General features: G+C 65.5%; 15 protein-coding genes. 9 read left to right on the top strand and 6 right to left on the bottom strand.

The features are described 5' to 3' along the window. Positions 1 to 64 precede the first annotated feature (64 nt). Positions 65 to 355 (bottom strand): BufA1 family periplasmic bufferin-type metallophore, encoded by a 291-nt coding sequence (locus DXH78_RS01955; protein WP_115515485.1) that lies wholly within the window; start codon positions 353 to 355, stop codon positions 65 to 67. 193 nt (positions 356 to 548) lie between these two features. On the opposite strand from DXH78_RS01955, the gene DXH78_RS01950 reads away from it, so the two are divergent. The 5 genes from DXH78_RS01950 (at position 549) to DXH78_RS01930 (ending at position 4,538) form a co-directional block, all read left to right on the top strand. Continuing rightward, positions 549 to 1,088, top strand: coding sequence for a sigma-70 family RNA polymerase sigma factor (locus tag DXH78_RS01950; protein WP_283805604.1), 540 nt, complete (start codon positions 549 to 551; stop codon positions 1,086 to 1,088). A 1-nt stretch (position 1,089) separates the two neighbouring features. Next, entirely contained in the window at positions 1,090 to 1,728 is a 639-nt protein-coding gene (locus tag DXH78_RS01945; RefSeq protein ID WP_115515484.1) for an NrsF family protein, read from the top strand. A 220-nt stretch (positions 1,729 to 1,948) separates the two neighbouring features. Next, a complete protein-coding gene (locus DXH78_RS01940; RefSeq protein ID WP_115515483.1) occupies positions 1,949 to 2,218 on the top strand; it encodes a YMGG-like glycine zipper-containing protein in 270 nt (89 codons plus the stop codon). Positions 2,219 to 2,351: 133 nt separating this feature from the next. Continuing rightward, positions 2,352 to 3,410: a CobW family GTP-binding protein gene (locus DXH78_RS01935; protein WP_115515482.1), complete on the top strand. Its 1,059-nt coding sequence runs from the start codon at positions 2,352 to 2,354 to the stop codon at positions 3,408 to 3,410. 117 nt (positions 3,411 to 3,527) lie between these two features. Continuing rightward, positions 3,528 to 4,538, top strand: coding sequence for a WD40 repeat domain-containing protein (locus DXH78_RS01930; RefSeq protein WP_245416702.1), 1,011 nt, complete (start codon positions 3,528 to 3,530; stop codon positions 4,536 to 4,538). A 9-nt stretch (positions 4,539 to 4,547) separates the two neighbouring features. Here DXH78_RS01930 and DXH78_RS01925 read toward each other — a convergent pair whose 3' ends face one another. Beyond that, the gene (locus DXH78_RS01925; protein ID WP_115517672.1) at positions 4,548 to 5,270 is read right to left on the bottom strand and encodes an SDR family oxidoreductase; all 723 of its coding nucleotides are present in this window, start codon (positions 5,268 to 5,270) and stop codon (positions 4,548 to 4,550) included. Positions 5,271 to 5,384: 114 nt separating this feature from the next. Between DXH78_RS01925 and DXH78_RS01920 the strand changes: the two genes are divergently transcribed. After that, positions 5,385 to 6,287 carry a LysR family transcriptional regulator gene (locus DXH78_RS01920; protein ID WP_115517671.1) on the top strand — a complete coding sequence of 301 codons (903 nt, stop codon included), beginning with the start codon at positions 5,385 to 5,387 and terminating at the stop codon, positions 6,285 to 6,287. Between the two features lie 38 nt (positions 6,288 to 6,325). Here the strand turns inward: DXH78_RS01920 and DXH78_RS01915 are convergent, their stop codons facing one another. The 4 genes from DXH78_RS01915 to DXH78_RS01900 form a co-directional block, all read right to left on the bottom strand. Continuing rightward, positions 6,326 to 7,762, bottom strand: a complete 1,437-nt coding sequence (locus DXH78_RS01915) for a homospermidine synthase (RefSeq protein ID WP_115515480.1) — start codon at positions 7,760 to 7,762, stop codon at positions 6,326 to 6,328. 116 nt (positions 7,763 to 7,878) lie between these two features. Then, the gene (locus tag DXH78_RS01910; RefSeq protein ID WP_115515479.1) at positions 7,879 to 8,469 is read right to left on the bottom strand and encodes a GNAT family N-acetyltransferase; all 591 of its coding nucleotides are present in this window, start codon (positions 8,467 to 8,469) and stop codon (positions 7,879 to 7,881) included. 125 nt (positions 8,470 to 8,594) lie between these two features. Further along, positions 8,595 to 9,737, bottom strand: a complete 1,143-nt coding sequence (locus DXH78_RS01905; protein ID WP_115515478.1) for a type III PLP-dependent enzyme — start codon at positions 9,735 to 9,737, stop codon at positions 8,595 to 8,597. A gap of 554 nt (positions 9,738 to 10,291) precedes the next feature. Beyond that, positions 10,292 to 10,534, bottom strand: a complete 243-nt coding sequence (locus tag DXH78_RS01900) for a hypothetical protein (protein ID WP_115515477.1) — start codon at positions 10,532 to 10,534, stop codon at positions 10,292 to 10,294. A 143-nt stretch (positions 10,535 to 10,677) separates the two neighbouring features. Here DXH78_RS01900 and DXH78_RS01895 point away from each other — a divergent pair, with 143 nt between their 5' ends. From DXH78_RS01895 to DXH78_RS01885, 3 genes are all read left to right on the top strand, one after another. After that, a complete protein-coding gene (locus DXH78_RS01895; protein WP_115517670.1) occupies positions 10,678 to 12,516 on the top strand; it encodes a heavy metal translocating P-type ATPase in 1,839 nt (612 codons plus the stop codon). A 114-nt stretch (positions 12,517 to 12,630) separates the two neighbouring features. Continuing rightward, positions 12,631 to 13,134 carry a YciE/YciF ferroxidase family protein gene (locus tag DXH78_RS01890; RefSeq protein ID WP_115515476.1) on the top strand — a complete coding sequence of 168 codons (504 nt, stop codon included), beginning with the start codon at positions 12,631 to 12,633 and terminating at the stop codon, positions 13,132 to 13,134. Between the two features lie 197 nt (positions 13,135 to 13,331). After that, positions 13,332 to 15,386, top strand: coding sequence for a M3 family metallopeptidase (locus DXH78_RS01885; protein ID WP_115515475.1), 2,055 nt, complete (start codon positions 13,332 to 13,334; stop codon positions 15,384 to 15,386). The last annotated feature ends 2 nt before the right edge of the window (positions 15,387 to 15,388 follow it).

The raw sequence follows: 15,388 nt of genomic DNA, 5'->3' as shown, positions 1-15,388 counted from the left end.
GGCGGATCTCGCTTGGGATGATGAGGCGGGAGGCGCGCGGGGAGACGCGCCTCCCGTTGGCCGATCAGCTCTTGATCGGCATGAGCGAGCCCATGCCCTTCGGCGTCTTCATCGCGGCGCAGGTGCCCTTGGCGACGTACTTCCAGGCATTGCCCTGATAGTCGACCTTGGAGGTGCCGGCGCAGGTGGTGCCGGGGCCGGCGGCGCAGTCGTTCTTGCCGGCGAGCGAGACGCCGTAGCATTTGTCGGCGTTCGGTTGGGCGGGGGCCGGCGCAGCCGAAGCGACCGAGATCATCGCGAAGGCGGCGGCCAGCGAACCAGCGAGCGTCGTGGCGGCGATGGCATTCTTTGTCATAAGATGGTCCTTCCTGTGAGGCGTTTACGAATCGCGGCGCGGGAGGTGTCCCGGCTCACTTCCCGTCTTTCGCGGCCAGGACCCCCGGCGTTACATCGCTCACGTTTTTGTGTTGGGCGGCTATGAATGCGAATTTTTCGATGTGGCGTGTAACAAACGCCAGAAACCTACGAATGACGATGAAGGAGCGGGTTTGAGCGACGCCGGCTGGTCAGACCTGATGCGCGCCGCCAATACCGGCGATGCGGAGGCTTACGAGCGTCTGCTGCGGGCCATAGCGGCTGCTTTGCGCGCGCCGATCCGCCGTCATCTTTTGCGCGCGGGGCGGTCCGCTGCCGATGTGGAGGATGTGGTTCAGGAGGTGCTGCTGGCCGTGCATCTGAAGCGGCATACCTGGGACAGTGAACGTCCCATCGAGCCGTGGGTGCATGCCATCGCCCGCTACAAGGTTGTCGATGTGTTGCGCCGGCGCACCGGCAAGTTCGATCTGTCGATCGACGAGTTTTCCGAGACGCTCGCGGCCGAGGCGCCGGAGCCGTCGGCCTCGCCGGGCGAGGTCGAGCGCCATCTGGCGAAGCTGCCGACCGGTCAGCGCACGGTGGTGCAAGCGATTGCGGTTGAAGGCCATTCGATCGGCGAGGCTGCGGAACGGCTAAAGATGACGGCGGGCGCCGTCCGGGTCGCGTTGCATCGCGGCTTGGCGGCGCTGGCAAGACAACTGGGACAGGACTGAGATGCGGACGGACGATCTGGTTCAGGCTTTGGTGGCCGATCGCGCGACGGCCCAATCACCGCTGGGCGCTCAGTTCGCCTGGGCGCTTGGTGTCGGCCTTGTGCTGTCCGCCGCCGGATTTCTGCTGGTGCTCGGTCCGCGTGCCGACATTGCCCGGGCGGTGGCCACGGTGCGTTTCGACATCAAGATCGTCGAAGTGATCCTGCTGGCGGCGACAGCCTTTGCTCTTGTCCTGCAGATCGGCCGGCCGGTGCCGGCGCGGGGATGGCGCACCGTGGCGCTTGCCGCGGCGCCGGCGCTGTTGCTTGTCACGGTTGTTGCCGAGCTGCTCGCCGTTCCCTCGAACCAGTGGCTCGTCAGGCTGGTGGGTACCAATTCGCGCGTTTGCCTGACCGCCATTCCGCTGATGTCACTGCCGCTCCTGGCGGCGTTCATGGTCGTGCTCAGGCGCGGCGCGCCGGCCTCGGGCGCCGTTGCGGGTGCGGTAGCCGGTCTCGCCGCCAGCGGACTGGCGGCTATGCTCTACGCCACCCATTGTCCCGACGATTCGCCGCTGTTCGTTGCTGTCTGGTATCCGATCGCCATCGCAGGCGTGACCATTGCTGGCGCGCTGCTGGGCCGCGTTCTGCTACGCTGGTAGGGAAGTCTTGTGGCTTCCGGCGCCAGCGGGTGGTTTGATACCGTCCAAACTTCGCATTTAACGCCAAAATCCGTTAATCAGCGGCCGGTATGACGTCTGTTCGGCGCACGGCCGGTCGGAACCTTAGGACGCTTTCGGGCATTACCGGGGCGGGCCATAATGTCATCCTGACAGCCTGTTACGATTTGTACGTCAATTGGACATCCCGGGAGAAAAGAACATGCTCAAGAAGGTATTGGTTGTGAGTGCCCTGGCCCTCGCACTCGGTGGTTGCGAAACCGCGCGGCAGGATCGTATGGCCGGCGGCGCCCTCATCGGCGGCGGCGGTGGCGCCCTGATCGGCGGTCTGGCCACGAATTCGGTCGGCGGTGCGGTCGCCGGTGGTCTCGTCGGTGCTGCTGCCGGTGCGATCATTGCGGACGCGACCCGTCCGGGCCGTTGCTACTACCACGACCGTTACGGCCGCCGTCACTACGTGCGCTGCCGCTAAGCCGGATATTCCGTCGTTTCGACGGACTAAAAGGCCGCCTTCGGGCGGCCTTTTTGTATTTCAGCTCCTAAAGAGGGCTTTTGCACCTCCGGCGGCGAGCCCTTATATGTGCGCCCTAAGGAGCTCATTTCTCATGACCGACGCCAATTCCGCGGCCACGCCGGCCGGCAAGATCCCTGTCACCGTGCTCACCGGCTATCTCGGCGCCGGCAAGACCACGCTGCTGAACCGCATTCTGACCGAGCCGCACGGCCAGAAGTTCGCCGTCATCGTCAACGAGTTCGGCGAGATCGGCATCGACAACGACCTCGTGGTGGACGCCGACGAGGAAGTCTTCGAGATGAACAATGGCTGCATCTGTTGCACGGTGCGCGGCGACCTCGTCCGCATCATCGACGGCTTGATGCGCCGCAAGGGCAAATTCGACGCCATCATCGTCGAAACCACCGGCCTCGCCGATCCGGCGCCGGTCGCCCAGACCTTTTTCATGGACGAGAATATCGGCGCCAAGACCAAGCTCGACGCCGTGGTCACGGTGGCCGATGCCAAGTGGCTCAAGGACCGCCTCAAGGATGCGCCGGAAGCCAAGAACCAGATCGCCTTTGCCGACGTAATCGTGCTCAACAAGACCGATCTCGTGACGCCGGCCGAACTGGACGAAGTCGAGGCGCGCATTCGCGGCATCAATCCTTATGCCACGCTGCATCGGACCGAGCGCGCCCAGGTGAATATCAAGGATGTGCTCGGCCGCAACGCCTTCGACCTCGACCGCATCCTCGAGATCGAGCCGGCCTTCCTCGAGGCCGACGATCACGACCACGATCATGATCATCACCACCACGATCATGGCCACGGCCATCATCACCATCATGGTGGGCTGAAGCACTATCACGACGAAGAGATGCAATCGATCGCGCTGTCATCGGACAAGCCGCTCAACCCGGACAAGTTCTTCCCGTGGATTCAGGAATTGGTGCAGACCGACGGCAAGGACATCCTGCGCTGCAAGGGCATCCTGTCGTTCAAGGACGATGAGGAGCGCTTCGTGTTTCAGGGCGTCCACATGATCCTGGATGGCGATCACCAGCGCAAATGGAAGGATGGGGAGCAGCGCATCAGCCGCGCCGTCTTCATCGGCCGTCATTTGCCGGAAGAGAAGATCCGCAAGGGTTTCGAGAGCTGCGTGGCGTAAAATTGCTGGTCATTCCGGGGCGCGGTCGTTAGACCGCGAACCCGGAATCCATAACCCCTGTCTGTGACTATGGATTCCGGGCTCGCCACTTCGTGGCGCCCCGGAATGACGGAAAAAATGACCAACCCTCCCTCCACCATGCTCACGCTTGCTGACCGCGCGCGGATCGTTTCCGAAGCCGAAGGTTCGACCATCATCGGCGTGCACTTCCTGCGCCAGACGCCGGTCTTTGTGCTCGGCGAGGAGGCGCTGCTGTTCGCGCCCGCCGAAAAGCGCACGCGCGTCGCCGTGCATGACGGCGGCATTCTGACCAGCGTCGCGGACCCGTTGCGCATCGTCACCGGCGGCGATGACGGCAAACTTGTTGCGACGGATCGCGACGGCAACACCGAGGTGCTGGCGAGCGACGAGCGCAAGCGCTGGATCGATCAGGTCGCGCTGGGACCCGATGGCGCGGTGGCGTGGTCCACCGGCAAGATCGCGCACGTGAAGACCGGTAAGGGCGAACTGCGCGAATTCCAGGCGGCCTCGACCGTCGGTGGGCTCGCCTTCTTTCCCAAGGGCTTCCGCCTCGCGGTCGCGCACTACAATGGGGTAGCGCTGTGGTTTCCCAACGCGGCGGGCGCCAAGCCGGAAGCGCTGGAGTGGAAGGGCTCGCATCTCGGCGTCACGCTGAGCCCCGACGGCCGCTTCCTCATCACCACCATGCAGGAGCCGACCTTGCACGGCTGGCGCCTCGTCGACGCCAAGCACATGCGCATGTCGGGCTATTCGGCGCGCGTGCGCTCGGTGTCGTGGACGCATGACGGCGGCCTCCTGGCGACGTCCGGCTCCGAGCAACTCATTCTCTGGCCCTTCGACGGCAAGGATGGCCCGATGGGCAAGCAGCCGACCATGTTCGCGCAATCGCCGTCGCGCTGCACCCGCGTTGCTTGCCATCCGAAGCAGCCGGTTTGTGCGGCCGGCTTTGCCGATGGCACGGTCCTGATGGTGCGTCTCGAAGACGGCGCGCTCATTCTCGCGCGCGAGGCCGATGGCCAGCCCGTCAGCGCGCTCGGCTGGAGCCCGGAGGGGCAGGTGCTTGCGATGGGCACCGAGCAGGGCGATGCGCGGGTGCTGACGCTGTAAGAACCTGCGTCACACCAGCACCGTGCCGCCATCGACGATGCTGATCTGTCCGCTGACGAAGCCGTTGCGCATCAGATAGAGATAGGTCTGCGCGACATCCTCGGCTTCGCCGACGCGGCCGACTGGCAACGCGGCGCCGACATTGCGATACAGCGCTTCGCGGTCTTCCTCGCTCATGCCAGCCCACAGCGGCGTCCTGACGACACCCGGCGACACGGCGTTGACGCGGATCGGCGCCAGTTCGACCGCGAGCGCGCGCGTCAAACCCTCCATCGCCGTGCAGAGACTTGCCGCGATACTCCAACCCTTTTGCGGCCGCGCCCCGGCAACGCCGGTGGTCAGCATGATCGAGCCACCTTTGCGGATGTGAGCGTGGCCGTATTTGGCCGCGGTAAAGGCGCCCCAGAACCGCAGTTTGAAGAAACCCTGCGCCTCGGCGACCGCGGTCTTGTCGAGGTCCGCTAGCGCGAGATTTTCGCCGGCGGTAAAGACAAGATGATCGAAATCGCCGATGCGTTCGAACAGCGCCTTCAACTCTGCCTCGTTGGTGAGGTCGGCGGTGTGGCCTCGCGCGCCGGCCGGCAGTGCCTTGAGCGCGCGATCGACGCTCTCCTTGCGGCTGGAGACGACGACGATCTCTGCGCCTTCCGCCGCCGCGGCTTGCGCGGTCGCGAGGCCGATGCCCGACGTTCCGCCGAGCAGAACGATCTTTTTGCCGTTGAGAGTGGTCATGGCCTTCAGTCCTTTGCCGTTGGGTTTGTTCTGGGCGGAAAATGCGCCTGGACATGACATGATTCCAGCGCATTAATGTCACTCCATAGATGACTAAAGATCATGGAGGCGGAATTGACCTTCGACGGACGGCTGTTGAGCGGCATCGGTGTCGTTGCGGCGGTGGTGCAGTCCGGCAGTTTTGTCGGCGCGGCGAGCGTGCTCGGCATGACGCAATCCGGTGTGTCGCGCGCGGTCGCGCGGCTGGAACAGCGCGTCGGGGCGCGCCTTTTCGAGCGTCACGCCCGCGCCGTAGTGCTGACCGATGAGGGCCGCCGCTTCTTCGAGCGCGCCGCGCCTCTGTTCGCCGAGCTGGATGAAGCGGTGAATGACGTCGGCCGCGCAGCGACCGCGGTGCGCGGCGCTCTGAGAGTTAGCGTCAATCCGCTGGTGCTGCGCATGGTGCTGGCGGACCAGCTTAGCGCTTTCCTCGCGCAGTATTCGGATTTGTCACTTTCCATCGCCGCACAGGATGTGGCGAGCGACCTGGTGGCCGATGGCTTCGACGTCGCCGTGCGTTTCGGCGAGCCGGAACGGCCCGGTCATATCGTGCGGCGCCTTACCGACACGCGTGTCGTGACCTGCGCCTCGCCTGTTTACCTGAAGCGCCACGGCAGACCGACGCATCCGCGCGAACTCGCCGCACATGAATGCATTCACTACGTCGATGCGGGAAGCGGGCGGCCGTTCGCCTGGGAGTTTCACCGCAAGGGTCGGGTCGAGAAGGTCACGGTGAAAGGGCGTCTTACGCTCGACGACGGCGAGACCATGCTCACTCTGTGCGAGCAGGGTCACGGCATCGCCCAGGTGCTGGAATTCGCCGCGCCCGGTCTGCGCAAGGGAAAATTGGTCGATCTGTTTCCCGACTGGAACGGCGAGCACTTTCCGCTCTACGTCGAATTTCCCTCACGCCGCCAGCAGCCGGCCAAGGTGCGGGCCTTCGTCGATTTCGTCGCGGACGTGATGAAACAGGCTTGAAGCAGAAAGGCGGCCAGAAGGCCGCCTTTTGCATGTCGTCACCCAACCAGCACGTTCCTGAACTGCCACGGGTCGGACGTGTCGATGTCTTCCGGGAACAGCCCCGGACGACTCGCGAGCGGCGTCCAGTCGGTGTAATAGCCTTTCACCGGCCCGAGATAAGGCAGCTGGATTTCCAACAGGCGATGGAAGTCCATCTCGTCGGCCTCGACGATGCCCTCGTTCGGATGCTCCAGCGCCCATACCATGCCGCCGATGATCGCCGAGGTCACCTGCAGCGCCGTGGCGTTCTGATAGGGCGCCAGCGCCCGCGTCTCCTCGATAGAGAGCTGCGAGCCGAACCAGTAGGCGTTCTTGCCGTGGCCGTAGAGCAGCACGCCGAGCTCGTCGATGCCGTCGACGATTTCGTCCTCTTCGAGGATGTGATGCTTCTCCTGCATCTTGCCCGAGCCGAATAGTTCGTGCAGCGACAGCACGGCGTCGTCCGCCGGGTGATAGGCGTAATGACAGGTCGGCCGGTACGTCACCTTGCCCGACGCATCGCGCGCGGTGAAATAGTCCGAAATCGAAATCGACTCGTTGTGCGTGACCAGGAAGCCGTATTGCGCGCCGCGCGTCGGGCACCAGGTGCGCACGCGGGTATTGGCGCCGGGCTGCATCAGATAGATCGCCGCGCCGCAGCCGGTCTCGTGCGTATGGGCGTTCGCCGGCATCCACTTCTCGTGCGTGCCCCAGCCGAGTTCGGCCGGCTGCATGCCTTCCGACAGGAAGCCCTCGACCGACCAGGTGTTGACGAACACTTCCGCTTCCTTGGGCGTCCTGCAACGTTGCGTGTCGCGCTCAGCAATGTGGATGCCCTTGACGCCGGCCTGGCGCATCAGGTCGGCCCATTCGGCCTTGGTCTTCGGCTCGGGGACGTTGAGCTTGAGGTCGGCCGCGACATTGAGCAGCGCCTGCTTGGCGAAGAACGACACCATGCCCGGATTGGCGCCGCAGCACGACACGGCTGTGGTGGAGCCGGGCTTGCGCGCGCGCTTGGCGGCGAGCGTGGTCTCGCGCAGCGCGTAGTTGGAGCGTGCGGCCGCGCCTTTCGATTTGTCGAAGTAGAAGCCGAGCCACGGTTCGTTGACGGTGTCGATGTAGAGCGCGCCGATTTCGCTGCACAGCTCCATGATGTCGACCGAGCCGGTGTCGACCGACAAATTGACGCAGAAGCCCTGGCCGCCGCCCGCGGTGAGCAGCGGCGTCAGGATCTCGCGGTAATTGTCGCGGGTCAGGCCCTTCTGGATGAAGCGCACGCCGTGCTTGTCGCACAGCGCTTTGCGGCCCTCGTCCTTGGGATCGAGCACGACAAGGCGCGACTTGTCGAATTTGAAATGCCGCTCGAGCATCGGCAGCGTGCCTTTGCCGATGGAGCCGAAGCCGACCATGACAATCGGGCCGGTGATGGTGGCGTAAACGGGCCAATCAGCCATGTTGAAATTCCTCCAGATAATCAGGTCGTGATAGCCGCCCTGTGTGACAAACGGAAGGGACGCCCCGCTGTGGCGGAGCGTCCCAAGGTTAGGCCGTGAACGGCCTTCTTCTGTGGTTAGGCGGCGCGCGAGACCCGGCGAAGACGCAAGACCTTCGAGCCGTTGGCGCGGGCATCCTGCGCCACCAGCACGTCGAGGTCTGGCGTCGGGGCCATACGGCCGGCCGGTGCGATCATGCCGCGTGCGCCGTCGAGCGCCCCGGCGGTGAGTTCGCGGCCGAGCAGGCGGCGCCGCTCGAACGGCCCCGGCATCCACAGCGCGGCGGTCTTCTCGCCCGAGAAGCCGAAGCGCTCGTAATATTCCGGGTCGCCGACCAGCACGATGGCGTCATGGCCCAGCTTGCGCGCCATCTGGATCGCGCGGCGCACCATGGCGCCGCCGAGGCCCTTGGCCCGGCAGTCTTCGGCCACCGCCACCGGCCCAAGCAGCAGCGCCCGCTTGCCGTTGCCGACGCAAACGTCCCACAGCCGTGCGGTACCGATCACGCGGCGGCCTTCCGCGGCGATAAAGGACAGGCCTTCGGCCGGCAGGCGGTCTTCGCGCAGCCGTTCCGACGACTTGCGATAGCGGGTCTCGCCGAAGGCGGCGTCGAGCAGCGCTTCGCGCGCATCGAAGTCGGCAAGCCGTTCGTGGCGGATCTGGATCATGGTCGTACTCCTTCCCCGCTCCCGGGCGCGCGCAAACGCGTGCGACGAGAGCGCCGTCAGTTCAAGTTCGGAGGAAAGGGGGAGGCGGAGAACCGCCTCCCTTAACAATCAGACGGTATGAGCCGTCAGATGTGGATCGTCTTCAACGGCGGCAAACCGTTGAACGCCACCGCCGAGTAGGTCGACGTGTAGGCACCGGTGCCTTCGATCAGCAGCTTGTCACCGATCTCCAGGCTGACCGGGAGCGGGTAGGGCTGCTTCTCGTACAGCACGTCGGCCGAGTCGCACGTCGGACCGGCGAGCACGCACGGGGCCATCGCGTCGGCGTCCCGCGGCGTCTTGATCGCGTAGCGGATCGACTCGTCCATCGTCTCGGCGAGACCGCCGAACTTGCCGATGTCCAGGTAGACCCAGCGCACGTCGTCTTCCTCGCTCTTCTTCGAGACGAGGACGACTTCGGTCTCGATCATGCCGGCATTGCCGACCATGCCGCGGCCCGGTTCGATGATCGTCTCCGGGATGCGGTTGCCGAAGTGCTTCCGCAGTGCCTTGAAGATGGCGTTGCCGTAGGTGCGAACCGTCGGCACGTTCTTCAGGTACTTGGTCGGGAAGCCGCCGCCCAGGTTGACCATCGACAGGTTGATGCCGCGCTCGCCGCACTCCTTGAACACGGCCGCCGCCTGCGCGAGGGCACGGTCCCAGGCATGCTGGTTGCGCTGCTGCGAACCGACATGGAACGAGATGCCGTAGGGCTCGAGGCCCGCCTTGAAGGCGTGCTCGAGGACGTCCACGGCCATCGCCGGCTCGCAACCGAACTTGCGCGACAGCGGCCATTCGGCCCCGGCGCCGTCGCACAGGATGCGGCAGAACACCTTCGCGCCGGGGGCTGCACGGGCAACCTTGTCGGCCTCGGCCTGGCAGTCGATCGCGAAGAGGCGGATGCCGAGCGCGTAGGCGCGCGCGATATCGCGTTCCTTCTTGATCGTGTTGCCGAACGAGATGCGGTCGGGCGTTGCACCGGCCGCGAGCGCCATCTCGATCTCCTGGACCGAGGCGGTGTCGAAGCAGGAGCCCATCGATGCGAGTAGCGACAGCACTTCCGGCGCCGGGTTTGCCTTCACGGCGTAGAACACGCGCGTGTCCGGCAACGCCTTGGCGAAGGCGGTGTAGTTGTCCTTGACCACGTCCAGGTCAACGACCAGGACGGGGCCTTCATCGATGCCGCGCTCGCGGCGGTCGCGCAAAAACTCACGGATGCGCTCGGTCATTGGCGCAAACTCCCAGCTCAAGGAGCGACGTCTGTCGCTCGGATGATGCGTTTGGGAGCCTCGAGCAGGTGCGCTTTGGGGACGCAGCCGTGCCGCAGGCTCTTAACCGCTAGGTGCTGCCGTGAGATTGGTGGGGGATCCCCGCCGCACTGTTGGCAAAGATGGACAAGCCTCGTCGGTAACCCGTCGCTGGCGGTGGAAGGCCAGCAGAGACCAAAGAAGCCCGCTCCGTCGTTGCTTTAAGTCGCGTCCCCTGCGGAGAGCAGAGTGCGCCGGTTTCGCCTCCGGCTGCCAATCAGAAAACTTGAGGCTACTTACTCTCTCCCGTGGGAGAAGGAGCTCGCTCACCTCAGGCGGCTGGCCGGCCTCTTGTCCGGCTACCTACCGATTGACACACGACCACAGGCACGTGCGAAATTGGGCAAGAGTGGAAATAACACCTTTCGCCCCGGTTGCAAGAGAATTTCTTCACCGCGCGACAAATCATCCTTAACTTTTCTCGGATGCGTCGCTGCTTCGCCGCAGCCAGGCTTGCCGCCGCGTCGCGCGGCGCGTCAGGCGCGCTTGGTGAAAGGCTCGATGCGGTGCGCGTTGTTGATGAAACGTGCCATCACGAGGAGGCCGACGAGCACAAAGGCGCCGTCGAGGATACGCTGGCCGGTCGTGCCGAGATCGAACAAGGTAGCGAGCGCCCAGGAGCCGGCGAAGGCCGCTCCGAACACCTCGGCGCCGATCAGGATCGCCGCCGAGACGACGGTCGATACGTTGAGCCAGTTGATGCGGCGGCCAGTAGCCATCTCATTCTCCTGTTAAGCGGGCGCAATCTCTCCGAAATGGCCCCGCCGATCAAGCCCGCAAACCGGCCCGGCGGCCCTGCGGATTGATTTGCCTCATGGGCAAAACGGGGCCCGCGGGGCAGATTGTCGCGATGTCGCCAAGGATGCCTGCACCATCGTTTGTCAGCCGTTTGCGGCCTTTTTTGGTAGCCTGGCCCGTCATCGGGCTCGTCGCCGGCCTCGCCGCGCGCTTTGCCGGCAACGAGGCGCTGGCCAGCGTGCTCTGGATCGTCGGCAGCGCCCCGGTGCTTGCGGTGCTGGTTGCCGAGATCGCCGGCGGGCTGCGGCGCGGCGACTTCGGCCTCGACGTGGTCGCCGCGCTGTCGATGTCGGCGGCCATGGCCATCGGCGAGCATCTGGCCGCCGCCATCGTCGCCCTGATGTATGCCGGCGGCCAGTACCTGGAAAACTTCGCCGAGCGCCGCGCCCAGCGCGAGATGACCGCGCTGCTGGCCCGGGTGCCGCGCAGCGCCATGCTGCACTCGGACGGTGCACTGGTGGAAGTCCTGGTCGAGCGCCTCGAGCCCGGCGACCGCCTGCTGATCCGCCGCGGCGACGTGATCCCGGTCGACGGCCGCGTCGTCGACGGCGTTGCTGTGCTCGACCAGTCGGCGCTGACCGGCGAGGCCATGCCGGTGCGCCTGAACGCCGGCGACGACGTGCTCAGCGGTTCGACCAACGCCGGCGATGCCTTCGACCTCATGGCGTCCCACCGTGCCGCCGATTCGACCTATGCCGGCGTGGTGCGGCTGGCCGAGGAGGCGCAGCGCTCGCGCGCGCCGATGGCCCGCATGGCCGACCGCTTTGCCATGGTGTTCCTGGGCGTCACCGTGCTGCTGGCTGGCCTGACCGGCTGGCTCACCGGCGACCCGGTCCGGGTCGTCGCGGTGCTGGTGGTGGCAACGCCGTGCCCGCTGATCCTTGCCGTGCCGGTGGCGCTGATGGCCGGCATCTCGCGGGCCGCCAAGAGCGGCATCCTGATCAAGAGCGGCAAGGCGCTGGAGATGCTGGCCCGCGTGCGGGCTTTGGTCATCGACAAGACCGGGACGCTGACCGTCGGCACGGCGCACATTGTCGATACCCGGGTTGCCGACGCCATTTCGCCGTCCGAGTTGCTGCGCCTTGCCGCCTCGCTCGACCAGGCCTCCAAGCACATCATTGCCGAAACGCTGGTCGCCGCCGCGCGCGAGCAGGGGCTGGCTTTGTCGGTTCCGACCACGGTCGAGGATACGCCCGGCGCCGGCCTCAGCGGCCGCGTCGACGGCCGGCTGGTTTCGGTCGGCGGCTTTCAATATGTCGCTGATCGCGTCGGCGACGCCGAGCTGCGCAAACTCAGCCGCAGCCGCCCGCCCGGCGCGGTCGGTGTCGCGGTCGCCGTCGACGGCAAGGCGGCCGGCGTTATCGTCCTCGCCGACAGGGTGCGCGAGGGAACCGAGGATCTGCTGCGCCGCCTGCGCGAGCAGGGCATCGAACGTATCGTGCTGGCGACCGGCGACCGCATGGACGTCGCCCGCTTCGTCGGCGCCGGTCTCCGTCTCGATCTGGTGCGCGCTGACCTGACGCCCGACCAGAAGGTGCTGGTGGTGCTCTCCGAACGCAAGAACGGCCCGGTGATGATGATCGGCGACGGCGTTAACGATGCGCCGGCGCTGGCTGCCGCCGATCTCGGCGTTGCCATGGGCGCGCGCGGCGCCGCCGCGAGTTCCGAAGCCGCCGACGTCGTGCTGCTGGTCGATCGTCTCGATCGCATCCTGCCGGCGATCGGTATCGCCCGCCGCTCGCGCGCGATCGCGCTGCAGAGCGTCGTCGTCGGTATCGGACTGTCCTTCGCCGCAATGCTTGCGGCCGCGGCCGGTTATCTCCAGCCGGTGGAGGGCGCGCTGTTACAGGAAGTGATCGACGTCGCCGTCATTTTCAACGCGCTGCGCGCCTTGCGCGCCTGAGTTCCCGCCGCTGTGCGCTTTTGCGCCGGAACAGGAACGCGCCTGCGGTTCACGCATTAACAGAACAACCGGGCGCGCCGGCTCCACACAAACAATCTCAATAAGGAGGACCCCATGGGCCTGTTCAGCAAAGACATCAAGACGATGGACGATTTGTTCGTTCACACGCTCAAGGACATCTATTACGCCGAGAACCAGATTCTGAAGGCATTGCCCGACATGATCGAGAAGGCGACCGATGGCGGCCTCAAGCAGGGCCTGCAGGCGCATCTTGGCGAGACCAAGAACCACGTCGTGCGACTGGAACAGGTCTTCAAGATGCACGGTGCCAAGGCCGAAGGCGTTGCCTGTCCCGCGATTGACGGCATCATCGAAGAAACCAACGAGATCGCCGGCGAGATCGACGACAAGAAGGGGCTGGACGCCGCTTTGATCGCGGCGGGGCAGGCGGTCGAACATTATGAGATGACCCGCTACGGCACTCTGATTGCCTGGGCGCGCCAACTCGGCCGGGCCGACTGCGCCAACATCCTCGAGCAGAATCTCAAGGAGGAGAAGGCGGCCGACGCCAAGCTCACCGCGCTGGCCGAACGCGGCATCAACGCCAAAGCGGCCTAGTGATGGTTGCCTGATGTAGTGCTGCCCGTCCCAACGGGCAGCTCCGATCGCGCGGTTAGGCAGGACATCGCGACGATCCGGAAAGGCCCCGGCCGCAAGGCTCGGGGCCTTTCTGTGTCGGGCCGGGCAGGTTCAGCAGTTTTCGCGCCCGCCCCCCGGACCTTTAGTTTGCGCCCCGCATGTCCTAGATCAGGGGCATGACAAACACCGCCACGAATCCCCTGCTCGCCGACTGGACCCAGGCTTTCGGCCTGCCGTCTTTCAACGACCTCAAGCCTGAACATTTTCGCCCGGCCTTCGATGCCGCGCTCGAGCGCCACCGCGCCGAGATCGCGACAATTGCCGCCGACAAGGCCGCGCCGACTTTCGCCAACACCATCGAGGCGCTGGAGAAAAGCGGCCGCGACCTCGACAAGGTCGCCAATGTGTTCTTCGTCAAGGCTGGCGCCGATACCGGCGACGAAATCGAGGCCATTGAGCGCGATATCTCGCCGCTGCTCGCGCGCCATTCCAGCGCGCTGTACCTCAATGCCCAGCTTTATGCGCGTATCGCCGACCTCTATGCCCGCCGCGACACGCTCGGCCTGAACGATGAGCAGGCCCGTTTGCTCGACCGCACTCATTCGCGCTTCGTCCGCGCCGGTGGCGCGCTCGACAAGGACAAGCAGGACCGCCTCGCCGCCATCAACGAGCGGCTCGCCTCGCTCGGCACCCAGTTCGGCCAGAACGTGCTCGCCGACGAGAAATCCTGGGCGCTGATCCTGGAGGAGGCCGATCTCGCCGGACTGCCGGATTTCGCCCGCGCCGCGGCCGGCGCGGCGGCGGCGGATCGCGGCCATCCCGGCAAATACGCCATCACGCTGCTGCGCTCGTCCTGCGAGGGTTTTCTGCAGTTTTCGTCACGCCGCGATCTGCGCGAGAAGGTGTTCGATGCCTGGATCAGGCGCGGCGAGAATGGCGGCGCGACCGACAACCGCGCCGTGATCGCCGAGATGGTGAAGCTGCGCGACGAGCGTGCGCGTTTGCTCGGCTTTGCCTCTTTCGCCGACTACCGCCTCGAAGACACGATGGCGAAAACGCCGGAAGCGGCGCGCGACCTGCTGAACAACGTCTGGGGCCGCGCCCGCGCCAGAGCCGGCCGCGAGCGCGATGCGCTGCAGGAGATGATTGCGGCCGAGGGCGGCAATTTCAAACTGGCGCCGCATGACTGGCGCTATTACGCGGAGAAGCTGCGCAAGGCGAAATACGATCTGGATGAGTCCGAGATCAAACCGTATTTCCAGCTCGACAAGATGATCGAGGCGGCGTTCGAAACCGCGACGCGCCTCTTCGGCGTTACCTTCAAGCCCGTGACGGTGCCGCTCTATCACCCCGACGCTCGCGCCTGGAAGGTGAGCGACGCCGCCGGAAAGCATGTCGGCCTGTTCATCGGCGATTACTTCGCCCGGCCGTCGAAGCATTCCGGCGCGTGGATGACCTCGCTGCGCGACCAGCAGCGCCTCACCGGCGACACCCGGCCGGTCATCCTCAATGTCTGCAATTTTTCCAAACCGGCGGCGGGTGAGCCGGCGCTGTTGTCGTTCGACGACGCGCGCACTTTGTTTCACGAATTCGGCCACGGCCTGCACGGCCTGTTGTCGAACGTGACCTACCCGACCTTGTCGGGCACCGCGGTGGCGCGCGACTTCGTCGAACTGCCGTCGCAGCTTTACGAGCACTGGCTGGAAGTGCCGGCGATCCTTGAGAAATATGCGCGCCACGCCAAGACCGGCGCGCCAATGCCGAAGGCGCTGCTCGACAAGGTGCTGGCGACGCGCACCTTCAATCAGGGCTTCGCCACCGTCGAATATACGTCCTGCGCGCTGGTCGATCTCGACATTCACGACAAGGGCATTGCAGACACGCTCGACGTCACGCAGTTCGAGAAGGATCGCCTTGCCGCCCTTCAGATGCCGGCCGAGATCGTGATGCGGCACCGCCTGCCGCACTTCGGTCATCTGTTCTCCGGCGATGGCTACGCTGCCGGCTATTACTCGTATATGTGGTCGGAGGTGCTCGATGCCGACGCCTTCGAAGCCTTCGAGGAAACCGGCAACGCCTTCGACGCCGCCACCGCCAAGCGCCTGCACGATTTCATCTACAGCGCCGGCAATCTCCGCGACCCCGCGGAGGCCTACAAGGCCTTCCGCGGCAAGCTGCCGTCGGTCGACGCGCTCTTGAAGAAGCGGGGGCTTGATGAGGCGGCGGCTTGACG

Origin of the sequence: Undibacter mobilis (genome assembly GCF_003367195.1) — a bacterium.
Classification (GTDB): domain Bacteria; phylum Pseudomonadota; class Alphaproteobacteria; order Rhizobiales; family Xanthobacteraceae; genus Pseudolabrys; species Pseudolabrys mobilis.
The sequence above is the reverse complement of the archived record's forward strand: the minus strand, read 5'-3'. Positions and strand labels throughout refer to the sequence as shown.

What these genes read in the sequence shown, in the direction of transcription:
- DXH78_RS01955 (WP_115515485.1), bottom strand. Translation starts at nt 355, where the DNA reads ATGACAAAGAATGCCATCGCCGCCACGACGCTCGCTGGTTCGCTGGCC.
- DXH78_RS01945 (WP_115515484.1), top strand. Translation starts at nt 1,090, where the DNA reads ATGCGGACGGACGATCTGGTTCAGGCTTTGGTGGCCGATCGCGCGACG.
- DXH78_RS01940 (WP_115515483.1), top strand. Translation starts at nt 1,949, where the DNA reads ATGCTCAAGAAGGTATTGGTTGTGAGTGCCCTGGCCCTCGCACTCGGT.
- DXH78_RS01935 (WP_115515482.1), top strand. Translation starts at nt 2,352, where the DNA reads ATGACCGACGCCAATTCCGCGGCCACGCCGGCCGGCAAGATCCCTGTC.
- DXH78_RS01930 (WP_245416702.1), top strand. Translation starts at nt 3,528, where the DNA reads ATGACCAACCCTCCCTCCACCATGCTCACGCTTGCTGACCGCGCGCGG.
- DXH78_RS01925 (WP_115517672.1), bottom strand. Translation starts at nt 5,270, where the DNA reads ATGACCACTCTCAACGGCAAAAAGATCGTTCTGCTCGGCGGAACGTCG.
- DXH78_RS01915 (WP_115515480.1), bottom strand. Translation starts at nt 7,762, where the DNA reads ATGGCTGATTGGCCCGTTTACGCCACCATCACCGGCCCGATTGTCATG.
- DXH78_RS01910 (WP_115515479.1), bottom strand. Translation starts at nt 8,469, where the DNA reads ATGATCCAGATCCGCCACGAACGGCTTGCCGACTTCGATGCGCGCGAA.
- DXH78_RS01905 (WP_115515478.1), bottom strand. Translation starts at nt 9,737, where the DNA reads ATGACCGAGCGCATCCGTGAGTTTTTGCGCGACCGCCGCGAGCGCGGC.
- DXH78_RS01900 (WP_115515477.1), bottom strand. Translation starts at nt 10,534, where the DNA reads ATGGCTACTGGCCGCCGCATCAACTGGCTCAACGTATCGACCGTCGTC.
- DXH78_RS01895 (WP_115517670.1), top strand. Translation starts at nt 10,678, where the DNA reads ATGCCTGCACCATCGTTTGTCAGCCGTTTGCGGCCTTTTTTGGTAGCC.
- DXH78_RS01890 (WP_115515476.1), top strand. Translation starts at nt 12,631, where the DNA reads ATGGGCCTGTTCAGCAAAGACATCAAGACGATGGACGATTTGTTCGTT.
- DXH78_RS01885 (WP_115515475.1), top strand. Translation starts at nt 13,332, where the DNA reads ATGACAAACACCGCCACGAATCCCCTGCTCGCCGACTGGACCCAGGCT.